The organism is Wolbachia endosymbiont (group B) of Cyclophora punctaria, assembly GCF_964028235.1.
Taxonomy (GTDB): Bacteria; Pseudomonadota; Alphaproteobacteria; order Rickettsiales; family Anaplasmataceae; genus Wolbachia.
In genome coordinates, this window is sequence record NZ_OZ034749.1 from 1443833 (window position 1) to 1463337 (window position 19505).

At 33.7% G+C, this 19505-nt stretch carries 17 protein-coding genes and 1 tRNA gene; 3 read left to right on the top strand and 15 right to left on the bottom strand.

Annotated features, from left to right (window positions below):
- Positions 1–69: 69 nt before the first annotated feature.
- Positions 70–2673: an aconitate hydratase AcnA gene (gene acnA / locus ABWU33_RS06885; RefSeq protein WP_211907748.1), complete on the bottom strand. Its 2604-nt coding sequence runs from the start codon at positions 2671–2673 to the stop codon at positions 70–72.
- Between the two features lie 6 nt (positions 2674–2679).
- Positions 2680–3183 carry a protein-export chaperone SecB gene (gene secB / locus ABWU33_RS06890; RefSeq protein WP_007302467.1) on the bottom strand — a complete coding sequence of 168 codons (504 nt, stop codon included), beginning with the start codon at positions 3181–3183 and terminating at the stop codon, positions 2680–2682.
- 163 nt (positions 3184–3346) lie between these two features.
- Here secB and ABWU33_RS06895 point away from each other — a divergent pair, with 163 nt between their 5' ends.
- Genes ABWU33_RS06895 through ABWU33_RS06905 form a run of 3 tightly spaced genes read left to right on the top strand, consistent with a single transcriptional unit; the run spans position 3347 to position 5345 of the window.
- Positions 3347–4006, top strand: a complete 660-nt coding sequence (locus tag ABWU33_RS06895) for a Tim44/TimA family putative adaptor protein (RefSeq protein ID WP_250120273.1) — start codon at positions 3347–3349, stop codon at positions 4004–4006.
- Entirely contained in the window at positions 4006–4710 is a 705-nt protein-coding gene (gene dnaQ / locus ABWU33_RS06900) for a DNA polymerase III subunit epsilon (protein ID WP_250120272.1), read from the top strand. The genes ABWU33_RS06895 and dnaQ overlap by 1 nt, the downstream gene beginning before the upstream one ends.
- A gap of 35 nt (positions 4711–4745) precedes the next feature.
- Positions 4746–5345, top strand: coding sequence for an SCO family protein (locus ABWU33_RS06905; protein WP_211907744.1), 600 nt, complete (start codon positions 4746–4748; stop codon positions 5343–5345).
- A 52-nt stretch (positions 5346–5397) separates the two neighbouring features.
- Here the strand turns inward: ABWU33_RS06905 and rnc are convergent, their stop codons facing one another.
- From rnc to ABWU33_RS06970, 13 genes are all read right to left on the bottom strand, one after another.
- Positions 5398–6090, bottom strand: coding sequence for a ribonuclease III (rnc, locus tag ABWU33_RS06910; protein ID WP_211907743.1), 693 nt, complete (start codon positions 6088–6090; stop codon positions 5398–5400).
- Between the two features lie 92 nt (positions 6091–6182).
- Positions 6183–7259, bottom strand: a complete 1077-nt coding sequence (locus ABWU33_RS06915) for a quinone-dependent dihydroorotate dehydrogenase (RefSeq protein ID WP_211907742.1) — start codon at positions 7257–7259, stop codon at positions 6183–6185.
- A gap of 214 nt (positions 7260–7473) precedes the next feature.
- A tRNA-Cys gene (locus ABWU33_RS06920) sits at positions 7474–7545 on the bottom strand.
- A 6-nt stretch (positions 7546–7551) separates the two neighbouring features.
- A complete protein-coding gene (locus ABWU33_RS06925) occupies positions 7552–8442 on the bottom strand; it encodes a class I fructose-bisphosphate aldolase (RefSeq protein ID WP_211907741.1) in 891 nt (296 codons plus the stop codon).
- A 58-nt stretch (positions 8443–8500) separates the two neighbouring features.
- A complete protein-coding gene (locus ABWU33_RS06930) occupies positions 8501–9508 on the bottom strand; it encodes a molecular chaperone DnaJ (protein WP_211907740.1) in 1008 nt (335 codons plus the stop codon).
- Positions 9509–9564: 56 nt separating this feature from the next.
- Positions 9565–11844 carry an AAA family ATPase gene (locus tag ABWU33_RS06935; protein WP_211907739.1) on the bottom strand — a complete coding sequence of 760 codons (2280 nt, stop codon included), beginning with the start codon at positions 11842–11844 and terminating at the stop codon, positions 9565–9567.
- 297 nt (positions 11845–12141) lie between these two features.
- Positions 12142–13368 (bottom strand): DEAD/DEAH box helicase, encoded by a 1227-nt coding sequence (locus ABWU33_RS06940; protein WP_250126911.1) that lies wholly within the window; start codon positions 13366–13368, stop codon positions 12142–12144.
- Between the two features lie 34 nt (positions 13369–13402).
- Positions 13403–13654: a cold-shock protein gene (locus ABWU33_RS06945; protein ID WP_006015726.1), complete on the bottom strand. Its 252-nt coding sequence runs from the start codon at positions 13652–13654 to the stop codon at positions 13403–13405.
- Between the two features lie 174 nt (positions 13655–13828).
- Positions 13829–15163: a TldD/PmbA family protein gene (locus ABWU33_RS06950; RefSeq protein ID WP_250120269.1), complete on the bottom strand. Its 1335-nt coding sequence runs from the start codon at positions 15161–15163 to the stop codon at positions 13829–13831.
- A gap of 18 nt (positions 15164–15181) precedes the next feature.
- Complete coding sequence (gene atpG, locus ABWU33_RS06955) at positions 15182–16054, bottom strand: ATP synthase F1 subunit gamma (RefSeq protein WP_211907736.1); 873 nt, start codon at positions 16052–16054, stop codon at positions 15182–15184.
- A gap of 166 nt (positions 16055–16220) precedes the next feature.
- Positions 16221–17441 (bottom strand): tetratricopeptide repeat protein, encoded by a 1221-nt coding sequence (locus tag ABWU33_RS06960; RefSeq protein ID WP_250120268.1) that lies wholly within the window; start codon positions 17439–17441, stop codon positions 16221–16223.
- Positions 17438–18169, bottom strand: coding sequence for a hypothetical protein (locus tag ABWU33_RS06965; RefSeq protein WP_211907734.1), 732 nt, complete (start codon positions 18167–18169; stop codon positions 17438–17440). The genes ABWU33_RS06960 and ABWU33_RS06965 overlap by 4 nt, the downstream gene beginning before the upstream one ends.
- Positions 18162–19391 (bottom strand): lipoprotein-releasing ABC transporter permease subunit, encoded by a 1230-nt coding sequence (locus ABWU33_RS06970; RefSeq protein ID WP_211907733.1) that lies wholly within the window; start codon positions 19389–19391, stop codon positions 18162–18164. The genes ABWU33_RS06965 and ABWU33_RS06970 overlap by 8 nt, the downstream gene beginning before the upstream one ends.
- Positions 19392–19505: the final 114 nt, after the last annotated feature.

Below are 19505 nucleotides of genomic sequence, written 5' to 3' on the forward strand. Positions count from 1 at the left end.
TAGAATAAATTATTATTTAAATAAAGAGCCAGAATCGATTCAAAAAACCTAGTTGATGAATGTGATAGCTCAAAAGGACTGCGCAAGTATATAGCTCAACACCCCACCACTCATCAAGTACTTAACCTCAGTTGCAGTTTGTACACAGCACTTGAGTTGAATGGATTGCTCTGAATCATCCTTTCTTTTAATGATACATTCTAGATTTCCATTTGGTACTACTTCACCTTTTATGCTCACTATCTCACTACCATCAAATATCTTTCTCGTTACTCCATCCTGAAATGCAAGTGGAAGAACACCCATACCGACCAAATTGGACCTATGTATGCGTTCAAAACTTTCTGCAATCAGAGCTTTAATTCCCAGCAATGCAGTACCCTTTGCTGCCCAATCCCTACTTGAACCCGTACCATATTCTTTTCCTGCAATGACAACTAATGGAACAGCTTCTCTTTTATATTGCATTGCTGCATCAAAAATTGACATAGTTTCTTGAGAAGGAATATGTTTTGTATAGCCACCCTCAGCACTCACCATTTTATTTCTTATTCTGATATTAGCAAAGGTTCCACGCATCATTACGTTGTGGTTACCGCGGCGAGATCCATATGAATTGAAATCTTGCGGTTCAACTCCAAGACCTTTTAAATATATGCCTGCAGGACTATTTGAGGCAATATTTCCAGCGGGAGAAATGTGGTCGGTAGTCACGCTATCGCCAAATATCGCGAGTATTCGTGCATCCTTTATATCAAAAATGTTGCTTTTATCATTGTCAGTCAATAAATTATCAAAATAAGGAGGGTTTTGTATATAAGTACTTTTCTCATTCCAGTTGTAGATTTCACTTTTCTCACACTTTATCTTTTGCCAATGCTCATCACCAGAGAAAACATCCTTATACTTTTGTATGAACATTTCACGTGTTACAACACTTTTAACACAGTTCTCAACTTCATCATTTTTTGGCCATATATCTTTGAGATAAACATCATTTCCATTCTTATCTCTGCATATAGGATCTTTTGTCAGGTCAATTTGTACAGTGCCTGCAAGTGCATAAACAACAACAAGTGGCGGAGAGGCCAAGTAATTAGCTTTGACTGAAGGATGGATTCTTCCTTCAAAGTTACGATTACCGGATAAAACTGCTGCAACAGTCAAGTTTTTATCCTTAATATCACTTTCTATATCTTCATTAAGCGGACCGGAGTTTCCAATACAAGTTGTACAGCCATACCCAACCAAATTAAAACCCAAAGCATTTAGATCTTCCTGTAACCCTGACTTTTCTAAATATTCTGTTACAACTTGTGACCCTGGAGCAAGAGAAGTTTTAACCCAAGGCTTTGATTTTAATCCAAGGTTGACTGCATTACGCGCTACAAGTCCAGCAGCAATCATTACGCTTGGGTTTGAAGTATTAGTGCAGCTTGTTATTGCTGCAATAACTACACTTCCATCTTGGAGTTTATCGCTTTCCTCTGACTCATTAACTGGAAATGATTTAGAAAAAGATTCTGCCACTTGCGAAAGAAAAACCTTATCTTGCGGTCTTTTTGGACCGGCCATTACTGGCTCTACGCTCGATAAATCAAGCTCCAGTGTGTCAAAGAACGCCAATTCGTCATTACTACGCCACAGCCCTTGTTCTTTTGCATAGACTTCAACCAATTTAACCAACTCTTTTGGCCTTCCGGTTAAGTTTAAATAATCTAGTGTCTTCTGATCAATTGGAAAGAATCCACAAGTTGCACCATATTCTGGAGCCATATTAGCTATGGTTGCTCTATCTGCCAAAGATAAATAATCTAATCCATCACCATAGAATTCCACAAATTTGCCAACAACGCCTTTTATTCTTAAAACATTGGTAATCGTCAGCACTAGATCGGTTGCAGTTACTCCTTCTGAAAGTTTTCCAATTAATTTAAATCCTACTACTTCTGGAATCACCATACTAATTGGCTGACCAAGCATCACAGATTCAGCTTCTATTCCACCAACACCCCAACCAAGAACCGATAAACCATTCACCATAGTAGTGTGGCTGTCCGTACCAACTAAGGTATCTGGATATAGAACTCCGCTATCGTTACATACAACTTGCGCTAAATATTCAAGATTCACTTGGTGGCAAATTCCAGTACCTGGTGGCACTACTCTAAAATTTGTGAAGGATGATTCTCCCCATTTTAAGAATTGATATCTCTCTAAATTTCTTTTCACTTCCAATTCAACGTTTTTACAAAATGCGGAAGTGCTTCCGTAACTGTCCACTTGAACAGAGTGGTCGATCACAAGATCAACAAGTACAGATGGATTTATTTTGCTTGGGTTGCCCCCGTTTTTCTTCACATAATTACGCATCGAAGCTAAGTCAACAATAGCAGGAACTCCCGTAAAATCTTGCATCAATACCCTTGCTGGTTTATAGCTAATTTCGTGATTGACATGTTTATTGACACAACTTGCTAGTGTTTTTATGTCACCCAATTTTACGCTCACTCCATCTTCGTTACGCAATAAATTTTCAAGCAATACCTTGAGTGAGCAAGGCAATTTTGTTAAATCTACTCCTAAGAATTTACCAGCGTTACTTAGGTTAAAGTAGTTATATAACCTTCCATCAATATTTAAAGTCGTCTTTGCATTTAAAGAATTGTTCATCCTGTATTAGTTAAAATTGGAATTACTAGCGCTACTTTTTTGTTGTTGACTTTGCTGCTGATACATAGTTTCAAAATCTATAGGATCTAGCATAAGTGGAGGAAACCCGCCACTACTTGTAGTTCTTGCAATTATTTCTCTTGCAAAAGGGAAAAGAAAAGTAGGTCCACCAATAAATAAAGCTTGTCTCACCTCTTCTTCACTTAGCTCTGTAAAGTTTTCTATTGAAAAAATACCGCAATACTTTACCTCGCAAATGAAAGCTATATCATCTTTTACATCTTCATCTTTTACCGTTGCTTTGGCTTCTATATGCAAAGTAATTTCATGAAAAGGCTTTTCTTCACTTATTCCTTTTTTATTTTCTGTTCCTTCTAATTTTGCTGAATTAATATTAACCATTACATTAATATCAGGAGCTTTACTAGAAGGAAGGAATGGCGAATTTGGATTCTCAAACGAAAAATCTTTGACATACTGACCATGAATTTTCATTTTGTGTTGTGACATTTCTTACGTCTCCTTTAATTAAGTTGAGATGTTTAATACTTTCTTATATAATATATCCATTTACAAATGAATAGTAAACCTAACTATAGGTTAATATGAAAAACATATTTTTATCAATAATTAATAATATTTAGATACTTTATATATCAAGGAGTAAGTTACCATGATAGAGCTTGTAATATATGCTTTACTAGCGGCGTTTATTTTTTCACGCTTATATAATTCTTTAGGAAGATCATCCAGTCTCAATCTAAAAAAGCTAACAGGTGTATTAGATGTAAGTCAAAGTAAAGAGGATGTGGTAGAAAATATCGAAGATTATACTTATAGCAATAACAAAAGTTCAATAGAAGCTACTTATGAACAAATATTACAAAAAAACAGAGAGTTCTCTATTTCCAATTTTATAGAAGGTTCAAGCATAGCTTTTGAATTAATAATTAAATATTTCAACCAAGGAAATTTACCTCAATTAAAATCTCTTCTGGACAAAGATTTGTATAACAGCTTTGTGGATAAGATTAAACATCGTAAAGAGATACACGAGTCTATAATTGTTTCTATTGTTTCACAAAAAATCTTAGAAATAAAACTAGTAAAAAACGTAGTATTTATTGCAGTATACTTCCTTTCAGAGCAAATTAACTTCGTTAAGAATGGTGAAGGAGACATCATATCAGGTAGTATGTCTACTATTAACAAAGTTGAGGATGTATGGCAATTCAAAAAAAATATTAATTCATCAGACCCAACCTGGTTGCTTGTTTCTATTAACTATAAGAAGGCAAGTACTGATAAAAATTCAACAACAAATGACAACTGATGGAAAGCAAGCTACGAGAAATAGTACTTGATACTGAAACTACAGGTCTTGACACTGAGTCTGGCCATCGAATTATTGAGATAGGATGTGTAGAACTAATTAACCGTATTCCAACAGGTAAAACATTTCATCGATATCTTAATCCAGAGAGAGATATACCTTACCACTCATTTAAGATTCATGGTATTAGTGAGGAGTTTTTGGAAGATAAACCACTATTCTCAGATGTTGCACTTGAATTTCTTGACTTCATATCCAATGACATTTTGGTGATTCATAATGCTGAATTCGATGTTAAGTTCCTTAATATGGAGTTAGGCAAGTTAAATGCTGGGTTAATTTCCTCAGATAGAGTGCTAGATACATTACCACTTGCAAGAAAAAAGTTTGTAGGATCACCTGCTTCTTTAAATGCATTATGTAAACGCTTTGATATATCGTTGGAAGGTAGAGAATTGCATGGAGCATTAGTTGATGCTCAATTGCTTGCAAAGGTCTATGTTGAGCTTACAGGAGGATTGCAAACCTTTTTATTTAATAATGAATGTGCTCAGGACAATAACTCTACGTTTATTCAGCATAAAGTGCGTAATTTAGCTCGCAGAGAACACTCACCAAGTAGTGAAGAATTTGATGAGCATAAGAAACTGTTAGACAAAATTAACAATCCACTTTGGAAGGAATATGTTGAATCAGTCAACTAGTTAATATATGATTTAATTTTATTAGGAACGCTTTAATGGTAAAGTCTATAAGGTTATTGTCTAGTCTACTAATAGCATTAGCAGCTGTCTTCTTAGGTTATTGTTATTTTACTAAGAAAGGCATCTTTGTCCCATACAATACAGAAATTAAAATAGGTGGGGATTTTTCTTTAATTAACCAAGATGGACAAATAGTACGCAGTAGTGATTTTAAAGATAAGTATATGATGATTTTTTTCGGATTTTCCTCATGTAAAAGAATTTGCCCTATGAACCTAGGAATAATTTCAGAAACACTTGCAAAGTTAGATGAAAAAACTAACAACAAACTACAAACATTTTTTATTACAGTTGATCCCGAGCGTGATGACACAGAAAGTCTTAAAGAATTTCAGCAGCAATTTGACCATAGAATACAAATGCTAACTGGTGAAAGACAAAAAATAGATGAAGTAGTTGCAAAGTATAAAGTATATGCAAGCAAAGTAGGTGGAGAAGAGGAAATTAACCATTCTTCAATAATATACCTTATTGGCCCTGAAGGAAAATATGTCACACACTTTGTAGCTGATTTAAATTCAGATGAAAGTCAATCTGATAAGATTCTGGCTGAGATAAAAAAATATGTAAGCTGAACTAAAGAGCTTAGCTTACTTTAAATTTATGCTAACGGCTATTTTGATTAAACTAAGTCGTTTTTTCAATTTTTTCTAGGATCAACTCAGCAGCTTTTTGTTCAGCAATTTTCTTACTAGGAGCACATGCAGAAACTTTGTCATAACTCTCTATGCAAACTGATATAGTAAATTCAGGATTGTGTGCTGGTCCAGTTTGTTTTACAAGCTCATACTTTGGTAAAGGTAATTTATTTCTCTGAGTCCATTCTTGCAGTGAAGTTTTAGGATCTTGAGGAGGATCGAGGATGTCCTTAGCTAGCTTTTCCCAATGTCGGATAATAAATTTCTCAACACTCTCAAGTCCGCCGTCAATATAAATTGCACCTATTAGTGCTTCAAGCGAATTTTCTAAATTTTTTAAGTTACATTTTCCTCCGTTACAACGTTCACTATTATTCATGATAATAAAGTTACCTAACTCTATTTCTTTAGCAACATTAGCAATGGTACTGCCACAAACTAAATCCGTTTTTCTTTTTGCCAATGCTCCTTCTTTTTCTTCAGGAAATAGTTTAAACAGTATGGCAGATACGACCATATTCAAAACACTATCGCCCAAAAACTCTAGTCTTTCGTAGCTTACAATCTGGTTTTTGCTATTCCTTTTATTTACGCTTGGGTGAGTTAGTGCCTCTTCTAATATTGCATAATTTGTAAATTTATAATCAATGATCTTAGATATTGCATCATTCAAACTCTTCATACCCATTATTTAAAAGAAAAGCACTTCCTACCACACCTTTATACTAAAAAATTAGTATTATTTTACTAAAATAATACCACCAACTTCCAAAATTAATGTATACAACCCACCACCTCACTAATGTTACTAAATCCATCTCTCCTTATTAGTTCTGCAAGTTCTAGATTAATTTTGTTTACAACTTGAGGTCCGTGGTATATGAGAGCAGTGTACAACTGTACCAAAGAGGCTCCTGCCTTTATTTTTTTATATGCATCAGCACCACTTGAGATTCCTCCGCATCCTATCAACAATATTTTGCCCTTAGTAAGTTTGTACATATCGCTCAATAACTCAGTTGAAAGTTTGAACAGTGGTTTACCACTCAATCCGCCACTTTCGTTGTGGTGGAAATGCAGATTATCTCTACTTACCGTAGTGTTGCTTACTGTTAATCCGTCAATCTTATATTCCAACACAAGCTCAGCGATATTTTCTTTCGTTTGCTGATCTATATCTGGAGAAATTTTTAATATTATCGGTATTGATTCAGAGCTATCAATTGATTTTTTGGTTAGAGTAATAGACTTCAACAACTTGGATAATTCTTGTTTGTTGTGTAAATCACGCAAGTTAGGTGTATTTGGGGATGAGATGTTCAGTACTATATAATTGCTCTTTCCATATACTATCTTTATTAAGTCAACATAATCGCTGATTTGGTCCTTTGATGTACTGTTTTTTCCTATATTGATGCCAAAAATGCAATTATCAAGCTTAGTTTCACTTATCTGCTTAAGAAAATAGTCCACCCCTTTATTATTGAATCCCAATCTATTAATTATTCCTTCATCTTTAATTAACCGAAAAATTCTCGGTTTTTTGTTTCCATATTGGGGATATTTAGTTACAGTACCAGCCTCAATAAATCCAAAACCAAATGAGAGCATGGGCCTTAGAACTTCCGCATTCTTATCAAAGCCTGCGGCAAGACCCACAGGACTTCTAAGTTTATTACCAAAAAAGTTTACATTTAAAGACTCTGGTAGCTCTATAGGTTTCTTAAAGGGCATTTTTTTTAACGCCATTATTAACAAGAAGTGAGCAATTTCAGGTGGTAGCAAAAATAGTAAATTACGCAATATCATTTTGTAAAACACTTTGCTCATTTTTAGTTTATTTTTTACCATGCAACAAGAATAACTTAGAAAGATTGAGGTTTATCGAAATAGTAAGTATATAGTTTCTATGCAGAGAAAAAACTAATTTTTCTGAAGGGAAACAACAACTTGATTAGTATTTTTATCTAGTAATTCTAGGTAGCCAAATTTGTTAATTTGAGATTTTATTAGTATAGGAATCTTATTTCGATTTAAATAAAATCAATGATCTAATTGGAGTAAGAGGCCGGGACCGGAATTGAACCGGTATAAAAGGATTTGCAGTCCTCCGCATAAGCCATTCTGCCACCCAGCCATTTTTTTATGCGTAGATATTAATTATATCTTTTAGCATAGATAAAGCTTCTTCTCTTTTGCGTTGAAAAGTATTACGCCCAATTATTGAGCCATTACCACCGCCTTGCTTAATTTCTTTTACCTCACTACTTATATCACCCACTGACTTTGACTCACCACCAGAGAAAACTACTATTCTTTTTCCTGCAAAGCAAGACTTTTTAATATATTCAATTCTTTTGAATAATGATTCAATATTTTCTATTTTTTCTCTTTCCATATGGTTGGTTGGAAGTTTTACTTTTATTATGTTGGCACCGAGCAAAGCCGCTATATGCGCAGCATAAGCAATGACATCAACTGCTGTTTCACCTTCTTTGGAAATCCCTTCACCACGTGGATAAGACCATAGCACTACAGCAAGGCCACAAGATTTAGCCTCAGCTATAATTTTGCGAGCTTCTTCCATCATATCAAAACACTTAGCAGAACCAGGATATATAGTAAACCCAACAGCCACGCAGCCCAAACGTAGAGCATCTTTTACAGAGGAAGTTATTGCTTGATCTGAAGTTAAGCTTTTTGAGTGCAAAGAGTTAGCGCTATTAAGCTTCAAAATAAGTGGTAGCATTCCAGCATAAGTTGAAGCACCAGCTTCGATCATACCAAGCGGAGCAGCGTATGCACTTACTCCTGAATCAACTGCAAGCTGAAAATGATAATGTGGATCGTAAGCATCAGGGTTAACTTCAAAACTTTTTATTGGTCCGTGCTCAAATCCCTGGTCTACAGGGAGAATTACTAACTTGCCAGTTCCACCAAGTTTCCCATGCATAAGAATGCGAGTAAGATTCGCTTTTACTCCAGGGTTTTCACTTTCGTAGTAACTTAGGATTTGTTTTACTTCTTCACTCATTAATATCTTCAAATTTACTCAAAGTGTAGCAAAAACTATAGTTGAAGCAAAGACCTTTTTATGCTCTTGTTCCTACGCCTATATTTAAAGGTGTAACTTTAGGATCAGTAGTATGCTGTTGTGGTTTTTCTTGAACTAAATCTTCAAAATACATTTTAACAATAGGAAGAACGAGCGGCATAAGTACTAATTTGTAGTCATACCATGCAAATTTTTCTTTATAACTAAATTCCGCATCTTCTTCATATAAACACTGGATACAGTATTCACCATATAGTTCAAAAGCTTTTATAAAAGTTCTAAGTAAAGCAATAAGTAATAAATCTAATAGTAAATTAGCCATAAGCACCATTCCATATTGAACAGGCCAGCCATTTTGTGCAATTTCCGATACTAAACTGCACACAGCAAACGCTGCTGCTATACATAGCACATAATTATCAGCAGCAATAAGTAGATTGTATCTTCTATTTAACCTATCTAGATTTTCTTCTTGTGAGCCTCTTTGTTTACTTGCTGCATAGATAATACTACAAAAGGATATAATAAATAACCATGGCCAAACTCCGATGCTGAATGCATAAAATTTATAAGCAATATTTTGCACTTTGCCACTGTTAGCAAGTTGTGATAAGCAATATTTGACTTGAGGCGACGGACCAAGTACCACATTTGCTAATATAAAAAATAAACATGCTCTATTCACAGCTTTCTCTCTACGCAATAGAATCTCATTGATTCTCCTTTGTTTTTCCTGCACTTCTCGCTGTAATGTTATAGATATGCCAGGAGTTCTTCCTGCTTTTAAGTCGTTAAGATATTTCTCTAGCTTATCTTTATCTGCACTAAGTTTTTTAAACTTTTCTTCAGCTATTTTTTTCTCTTTCTCTCCTACTACTTTATCAGGGTGACATTTTAATGAAGCTCTTCTAAAGCGCCGCTCAACTAACTTAAGTACATCATCAAACTCCTGGCTTATTACTTCTTCTGCTTTTATTCCCAGCCTTGAAAATAAGTTCTGTAAATCTTGATTACTGTAATATTGATTTCTGGTTAAACTTGCCACTATAGCCTCATTAAAAAATAGTGACTATACTACAAATTTAATACTCAAGCAAGAATTTAAACTATATCAAAAGCAATTCCGTGTTTACCAATATAAATCCTTAATTTCTTTCCTTTAATTAATCGACGATTCAGTATTTCTTCAGCCAAATGACTTTTTATCTCTTTTTCAATCAGCCTCTCTATTGGGCGTGCTCCCATTTCTTTGCTATAACCTGTTTGAGCAAGATAAGACTTTACTTCTTCTTCCACTGAGCAGCTTATACCCTTTTGCACAAGTTGTTTTTTTAATTCCTGAATAAATTTATCCACAATGTGCAAAATGACATCCGCATCCAAATCAGAAAAGGAAATGACTGCATCAAGACGATTACGAAATTCAGGGCTAAAAACCCGTTCCATTGCTTTTTCGCTGTCACTGATGTTAAAGTTTTTATACCCAAAGCCAATAGAACTTTTGTTACGTTCAAATGCCCCTGCATTGGTTGTCATAATTAAAATCGTATTGGAAAAATTAACCTTACGTCCGTAAGTGTCTGTAACACAACCATAATCCATGATTTGTAGTAATATATTATAAATATCACTATGAGCTTTCTCAATTTCATCAAGAAGTACTACGCTATATTGATTATTAGATACAGATTCTGTAAGCAATCCACCTTGATCGTAACCCACATATCCAGGAGGGGAACCAATCATTCTAGATATTGTGTGAGGTTCCATATACTCAGACATATCAAACCGAATAAGGTTCATACCCATATTTTGTGCTAGTTGCTTCGCAAGCTCAGTCTTACCTACACCAGTTGGCCCTGCAAAAAGATACTTTGCCAAGGGTTTATTGTAACTTCTCAGACCAGATTTAGCAATTTTAATAGAATTAACGAGAAACTCTATCGCTTGCTCTTGACCAAAAATGGCCCTATTGAGATTTTCTTTCAAAGATTTTACTCTTTGCATATCATCAAACCCGCAAGGTACGTTTGTAATCCTAGCGATAGTACTCTTAATGTCTCTACTGTTTATAATTTTTCGCCTGCTTTTTTGTAACTTACAATATGCCCCTGCTTCATCTATAACATCAACTGCTTTATCAGGTAATATTCGCCCAGTAATATACTTGTGTGAAAGTTCAGCTGCAGATTTAATGGCATGTTTCGTGTAATATACTCCATGATACCTTTCATAGTAATGCTTTATACCATCTAGTATCTTTACTGTATCATTAATAGAAGACTCTTTTACATTAATTTTTTGAAACCTCCTTGCTAATGCTTTATCCTTTTCAAAGCTATTGCTATATTCTCTATATGTAGTTGCACCTATACAACGCAACGCACCTCTTGCAAGTGCAGGTTTGAGCAGATTGCCAGCATCAAGAAAGCTGCCACTTGTTGAACCTGCTCCAATAATAGTGTGTATTTCATCAATGAAAAGAATAGCGCCAGGTTTTGCCTCAATTACTTTTATTATAGATTTTATTCTCTCTTCAAAGTCACCTCTATAGCGTGTTCCTGCAAGAAGTGATCCTAAATCCAAAGCATAAATTATGCTGGATCTCAGTGCACTCGGAACACTACCTTCAATAATTTTCAATACCAAGCCTTCAACTATTGTTGTTTTACCAACACCTGGTTCTCCGACATATAAAGGGTTATTTTTTCTGCGTCTTAGCAAGATTTCTATAGTGCGATTTAATTCATAATCACGACCAATGACATAATCTATTTTTTTGCTTCTTGCATAATCATTTAAATTTCTACAATAATTTTGTAGAACTTCTTCATCTTTTAATAATTCACCTTTATTTGCTACAGTAGAGATATCGTTATTCTTATCAAGTTTTATCTTGCGATTAGTTACATATTCTTCTATATCACCTGAATATTTTATATTGGATATGTTATAAATCAAATTAGAATCCTTTGCATTCTGTTTGCGTAATAGCTCTTCAATGTATAAATCTTGCTCAGACAGAATCTCTAATAGAATACTTGCTCCATTTATTTCTTTTCTTCCCAGACGATGAGCTCGTATCATGGCTTTATGTATTATGCGTTGAAATAGCACATCAGGCTCAACTTTATTGACAGTTAATTCGGAGTTGTCTTGTAAAAAACCTTTTGTATTATTACCATGATCATTCCTTAATATAATATTATCTATATTTATAATTTCACCAGCTTTGATGTTACATCTTGATAAAACATAATTTACATCCACATCTTTGGTTAATGCTAGCAACAAATGTTCCACTTTTGCATATTTAAGCTTACAATCAGAAGCAATCTGTAACGCTCTATTTAAACTTGCCTCTAAATTTTTAGAAATCATCTATTCTCTTTAAAAGTGTAAATTTATATATAATTAGTAGCACACAATTATTAAAAAAACTGAAATCTAGCAGCTCGTTGTAGCCAAATTGAATGAAGCTACAGATTATAGTCCACACAGCCTAACATTATACCGTTGTGATAATCTCAAAACATTATAAGCAGCAGAATTAAGATTATCAAATTGTAGGTAAATCTAATTTGGGCTAGCTATATATTCTTTCTACCATCCTCCAATCACTTCACTTTGCAGCAAGCTTACTGGAGCTTTTAAAGAATAGAAGAATAGTTAAGTACATTAATACGCTTTTTCTAGTACTCTGCTTTTCTTCTTAAATACATTGATCTTTTTTCTACCGTATTTAGCCTTTAACGTACTTGGCCTTTTAAAGATCTTTTTGCCGTTACGTTTTTGAGATTGCATACTACAATCAAAATTTGGCTCTCCTTCTTTATCTGCTAGTGCAGGCAGTCTTCTCTGATCTTGAGGTGTAACAAAAGATAATGCAAATCCTTCAGCTCCCGCACGTGCAGTTCTACCTATACGATGAACATAATCAGCTTGCGATTGTGGTACATCATAATTGATAACATGTTGAATGTGCGGAATATCAAGGCCGCGAGAAGCAACATCTGTTGCAACCATGATTCGATTGCGGCCACGACGAAAAGAATTAATGACTCTTTCACGCTTGTGCTGCCTTAAATCACCATGAATTGCCAAAGCGCTATAGTCATCTTTGTGCAATTTGTCAGCTAGCTGATCCGCTCCTCGCTTTGTTTTGACAAAAATAATGATCGATCCTTTGCGCTGACATAATTGTGTAACAAGTTTTCCATATTTTTCTGATTCTGACGCATAAACAATTTCTTGCTTAATTTTTGCAGAAGTTGTAGCCTGACAATCAACAGAAACACGCTCTGGCTGATTAAGGTACTTCTCAGTAAGTTTAACTATATCACTAGGAAGAGTTGCAGAAAACATAAGAGTCTGACGTATTTTTGGCAGATATTTCATGATCCCTTCAATTTGAATTCCAAAGCCCATATCAAACATACGATCCGTTTCATCAAGCACAAGAGTGCTGACATTGCGAGTAATCAAAGCTTTACGCTCAATATGATCTATAATACGACCAGGAGTACCTATTATGATTTGTGGTTTTTTCTGAAGCTGATTTAGCTGCCTAAAAATAGGCTCACCTCCAATCAACAAAGCGACTCTTAGTACAGAATTTTGAGATAAGAGTTTTCTTATCTCATTTGTTACCTGATGAGCAAGCTCTCTGGTTGGCACGATGACTAAAGCTGAACCAATGCTTGGCTCATTCAGTAATTTAGCAACCAGTGGAATAGCAAATGCCAAAGTCTTTCCAGTTCCCGTTTGAGCAGATCCAAGGATATCTTTGCCCTGGAGAGCTAGAGGAATCGCTTGCATTTGAATCGGGGTTGGAATACAAAGATTATTTTTACTTAGAGCTTGCCTAAGCAAAGTTGGAAGCCCCATTTCATGAAAGTTACTCACAATACATTACCCTATTAAAAAGCTTCACGATAGACTAATCTTCTAATCTTAAATTTATTGCAGACTTTTTATCTTCCCCGTTCCTACCACGCTCCTCTTTAAGCTCATAACTTACTCTTTCCCCTTTCATTCCTTTCTTTTTATCCTCTCCTCGAAGTGCATCAGGTCTTATTCCTGAACGTTCTAATGTACTAACATGTACAAAAACGTCCTCACCTTTACCTTCTGGCTTGATGAAACCATAGCCTTTTTCAACATTAAACCATTTTATATTACCAAATTCCATATGGATAACTCCTAAACTACTAACTAATATTATTAATGTGATGAAAAACTTTGAAATTACGATTTAGAATGCTTTAAGCTTAGTTACTGCAACTAAACTTCTATACTCCATAGTCTATTCTTAACATTACATAGTAATAGTACACAATTATTGTACTTAATGCAACTAAAATTTTTAATCACTAAGTGAACCTGCTACTGTCATTTCGCTAACTTTAATCGTTGGTGAATTAAACTGCCCACAGAAAGTTAGGTCATTTGCAACAACTAAATTGCTAAACATATTTTTCAAATTGTCGGCAACAGTAATCTCGTGTATTGGATACGTTATTTTACCATTTTCTATAAAAAATCCGCATGCACCTTGACTATAATCGCCATTGATTAAATTAACACCAAAACCAAATAAATCAGTTACATATATTCCTTCTTTTACTTCCTCAATTAATTCCTTAAACGATCTATTACCATTTTTGAAATAGAAATTACTAGCTGAAGGAATAATTGCAGCATTACTTGCACGAGTTGCATTTGCGGTCGTTTCCAAGTTTAATTTCCTAGCCGAATATAGATCTAAAATCCAGTTTTGCAGTACTCCATTTTTTACAAATTCATTTCTTCTGCTCATTATTCCTTCCCCGTCAAACGGTCTTGATGTTATACCCCTTGGTAACAATGGGTCATCAATAATGCTAATCTCAGTATTAAAAATTTGAGTATTTAAACTATTTCTCAAAAAAGAGCTATTATTTACAATATTGCTACCATTTATGGCAGAAGCAAAGCTCTTTACTAGCTCTTTTGCTGCTCTTTTTTCAAAAACAACCGGAAATTTGCCTGTCCTGATTGTACATGAATCCAATTGATCTATTGCTCTTTTTGCTGCTTCTTTCCCTATTGACTCCGGTGTTTTTAAATCACTGAAGTTGCATGCTACATCGTAATCGTAGCCTATTTTCATTTCACTCTTTTCTCCAGCAACAACAGAAACCTGATTAACAAAAGTTGACTTACTAAATGAACCAACAAAACCAGAAACGGTTGATAATACTGTATTTACTGAAGTATGTGAAGATGAAGCTCCTTCGGAATTAATAATATTTTTATGTGCAAGAGCTGAATTTTCTGTAGCTTCAGTAATTTCTTTTAATTTATTAATTGTTACAACATTATTATCTGAGATATTTAAATCTGCAGAAGAGATATAATTACTGCCATCTACAGCAAAACTAATATAAGGATCTTCCTGGGCATTCTTTGCCATTTCCACCACTTGGCTCACTGCACTACTAAGATTATTCAAATCGTTTGTGGAAATATACGCAGCTTTGTTCTTACCTGCTATAGCTCTAATTCCGACAGTACAGTTTTTAGATTGTGATATTTGTTCAATTTTTGATAGACGCTGAGAAACCGAGGTCTTATTAGTTTCATATATTGTAACTTCTGCGTCTTGATTCTGCTTTTTTATTAGTTTAGTGATATCTGCTGCAATATTTAATATATTCATTTTTCATTCCTTGAGTTTCTATAAAGATTCTGCACCACCTATAACTTCAATCAAATCAGTTGTAATTGCTGCTTGACGAGAACGATTATAAAGTAATGCTAGTTTATTTAGCATTTCTTTTGTATTTCTGTTTGCTGATTCCATAGCAACCATCCTAGCACTATTTTCACTTGCTGCACTTTCAAGTAAAGCAGAATAAAGAGCAGCTGTAACATAATCTTGAGTCAAAGATTTTAAAATAAACTCAATATTTTGTGGTTCATACTCATAGCTGTAATCTGTTAGAGGACTAACTACAGAATTATCAATTAATAATGAGTCTTTACTCCATGGTTTTATTGTTTCTAATATTGGCTTTTGCATGAAGGTATTATAGAATTTATTGTAAAAAACCTTAACTTTATTGTATTTACTTAGATCTATATCACTAACCAAGGCTTCCACACGCTTTAGTGTGATTCCCTTACTATTTTCAACCTTCAAGATATTTTTAGAATTAAATCTATTTTTGCCTGTCTCAAAAGCTTTCTTACCAAAAAAAACAATGTCTACTTTCTTATCATTTGCAATTAATTTGTTTATATGCTCCTGACTGAATTTAACAACAGAGGAGTTGAAGCTGCCACATAAACCACGATCAGATGCAATAATAAATACTAGGAAAGAATCTTCATTATTGATATTTAGAATTCTTGCTAGTAACTCTTGATCCGCTGATAGCGCTAGTGAAGAAATAATGCTATGCAGCTTAGATATATGCAATTTTGAATTTGATAATTTCTTTTGGCTTTGTAATAATTTTGCTGCAGAAACCATTTGCATTATTTTCGTGATTTTCTGCACAGACTTAATATTTTTAATTCTTAAGGATAATTCCTTTAAGCTCTTCATTTTATATATAATTCTAATTTATTAAAATATATAACTGATAATGTCTAAAAACAAGTTTTTTTGACATTGGAGTCAAACCTAACTAAGAAACTCACAGATTTACTGTTTTGAGATAAAGATTATATTAAAGCAATCTCGATGTAAAAGTATCACACCTTATGGAGTCTTATAATATAAGGTAAATACAATTAAGACTATTGCAACTTGAGCACTTATAATCCCATTGCTTTAGCTCTTTATTACAATCAACACATTTCCAATCTGGATCAGGCACAGCTTCTGAGTCCATCTTATTTAGCCAGTAAATTGCTTGATCATACTCTTGTAGCATAATCTTGAGCTGTACCATCACAAGGTAGATTGATATGTAATTAGCTTTTTTCATAGCAATATCTAAATGCTGACTTGCAAGATCATATTTCCCTAAGCTAATTGAAGACAAAGCAAGCAAGCAATAACTAAAATAATAATCAGGGCGTAAGTTATATAGTCTTTCAGCGCCTTTATTATTTAACTTGATATACATTCTAGCTGATTGAGGAGTAGGATTTACTCTATACTCTTCCTCTAATACTGTAGAAGCTTTTCTGATTTTTTCAAGCTTGATATATAATTCTGCCTTTAAATAATTGATGGGCTGAAAAGTTGCATAATAACTTTGTGCTTTAGCTAAATAATCTATAGCTTTGTAAAAACTTCCTTTACTTTCGTATTGCTTTGCTAAAGCGCAATAAAAAACCGCTAACATCTTTTTACGATCAAAGGGAAGAAAAATATTGAATTTGATAGCTTCCTTTAACTTTGAAATTGCATTTATCCAATCTTCTTGCAATATACAATGCTCTATTTGAAAGGGAATAGACAAAATTTTATCATTAATTGAACTAGAGCAATATTCTATAAATTTTTGAAAGACTAACCTTTCTTGCTTTAGGTGAATAATCAGTTTATTGATCAGAAGTAGAGCTAAGTTGCGATTTTTACTTGCAATACTCGTTAAATTATGGCTGAAAAAGCTGTAATTTCCCGTTTTACCTGAATTAAAGAGCTTTACTAAAGATAATTTATCACTTTCTTCATTTAGATTTTTAATTAGCTTATTGGTGTTCTCTATATTACCTAAGTCTAAGCTAAAGAAAGCTTCAAAGAGAAGCAATTCTTCCCTACTTCTTCTTCTATTTTTTATGTTAGCAAATGTTGATGAAATAGAAGAACAAAAACGTGCAACTGCAATCAATAAAAATAATAAGACTACGCAAGCAAGAATAACGAAATATAGATCAATACTTATAGTGTAATTGCCTAATTCCAATTTTATTACTTCACCACTTACCTTGATCCATATGCCAAATAAAAAAGAAAAAGCAAAAATTATAAAATAAATCATGAGATGTATTGTAATAAGTGACGATATATTATTGAAGTATTCTTGAAAGCTACAATAAAATCATTCAATTTATTAAGCCATGGTTTGAATTCTGGGTATGTTAAGTCACTTATTGCGGTGGCTATGCTCTGCCAATCATTATCGCTTATTAATTCTTCAATTTCCGCAAGCTTTAACCTGAGTGGATCACTACGATCATCTATCTTTATCCAATTTGAAATGATTTTTTTAAACAAGTTACTTTTATTGTAGTTAATAACAGTCATGTTCTTCTCAAAAGACAATTTCAACCCGCGTAAAGTATCTACCTCTTTCAAATTTTCCAATTCATTTACTGCATTTTCTATTTCTGGATCGTCAAGCTCTGATATCAAAGGCTTTATTGAATTTATATGATTATCAAACTTGGCTCCTCGCAATAACGAATTCTTCATCTTAATCACAAGTAGCAGCAACTTTGCGAGGTTCTTATGCCTTAAACTACCATCACCCTGCTCACATTGAGTGTGAAGATTTCTCTTTAAGTCAAATATCCTTTTTTCTACCCTAGATTGATTAATTTCAAGCAACATTCTAAGTTCATCTATCTTTTCCGTTAAAACACTTATACTGTCTTCACTTTCTTGCTGATTTATTTTAAAAAATATTATGTTATTTATTGTAATATAGCTGGCAAATAACAATACAATTAAGAACCAACCTATGCATTTTTTTCGAGTATCATTCATAACGTAATATCTCCGCTGGGTCTTGTGCAGCTGCCTGCAATGCAGGAGGAATTGTTGCTAAAAATGACAAGAACAATGCAAGTGCAGAAATGTTCACTACATCTTGAGAAACTAATATCACTGGCAAACTTGAAAAAAAGTATATCATAGGATCAAATAGCTTGATGTTGGTAATGTTTTCTAAAAACACTCTAATATTTTCAATATTGAGAGAAAAAACAACCCCTATAATAGAGCCAAGACAAGTTCCTGTAAAACCAATGAGCAATCCACAAGCACAAAATATGCGCATAATGCTTCCGCTTGTTGCACCAAATGTACGCATAATTGCAATTGCAGATTTCTTTTCTTGCACTATCATCATCAAACTTGAAACAATATTGAATGCTGCTACAACTATAATTAAAGTGAGAATTAAAAACATCACATTTCTTTCAGTCTTTAAAGCATTAACATAATGGCTTTGCTGAGATTGCCAACTTTCAGCTCTCATTCCTGTTTCTTTTGCTATAACGTTTGCTAGCTTATTAGCCATAGCAATATCATCTACAAACACTTCTATACTTCTCACATTATCTTTATAATTAAAAAAAGCTTGAGCTGACTTTATGGGCATATACACCAAAGTATTATCATACTCAAACATACCCATATCAAATATTGCTACAACTTTATATTCTTTCATTTTTGGTATTTCACCAGACAATGCGTCAAATCCTTCAGGTGATATAAGCATAATATTATCACCATAATCAATATTCAAAGCTTCTGCTAATCTTGCCCCTATTATGATACCTTCATCGAATTTTTCCACGTTACCCATAATTACATTATTCTTAACGGTAGTATTATTAAGTAAGTCTTTAGTTGACACACCACGGACTACGCTACCCACAATTCCACCATTTGCTGCAACGATCACTTGATCATTGGTCATAGAAGTAGCTTTTAATACACCTGGGATTTTCTCAATAGATTTTAACACTACGTGGTAATCTGAATTTATGCTTCTATCAAAGTAAACATTAATATGGCCATTAATGCCAAGTACAGAGTCGAGCAGCTTTGCTCTGAACCCATTCATTACAGACATTACTACTATTAGCGTTGCAACTCCAAGAGCAATACCAATAATAGAAAACAAGGCCATTATAGAGCAAAATCTAGAATTCTTTGCTCGCAAATAGCGAATAGCCATAGTAAATTCAAAGGCAATAGACATTATACTAAGATTTAAATATCATACTTTTTATGCTTCATATAACTGTAATTTTTCCTTTACCTCAAATTAGGTTGTCTAAATTTAGCAAGCTTATAGAATATATTCAATATTCTA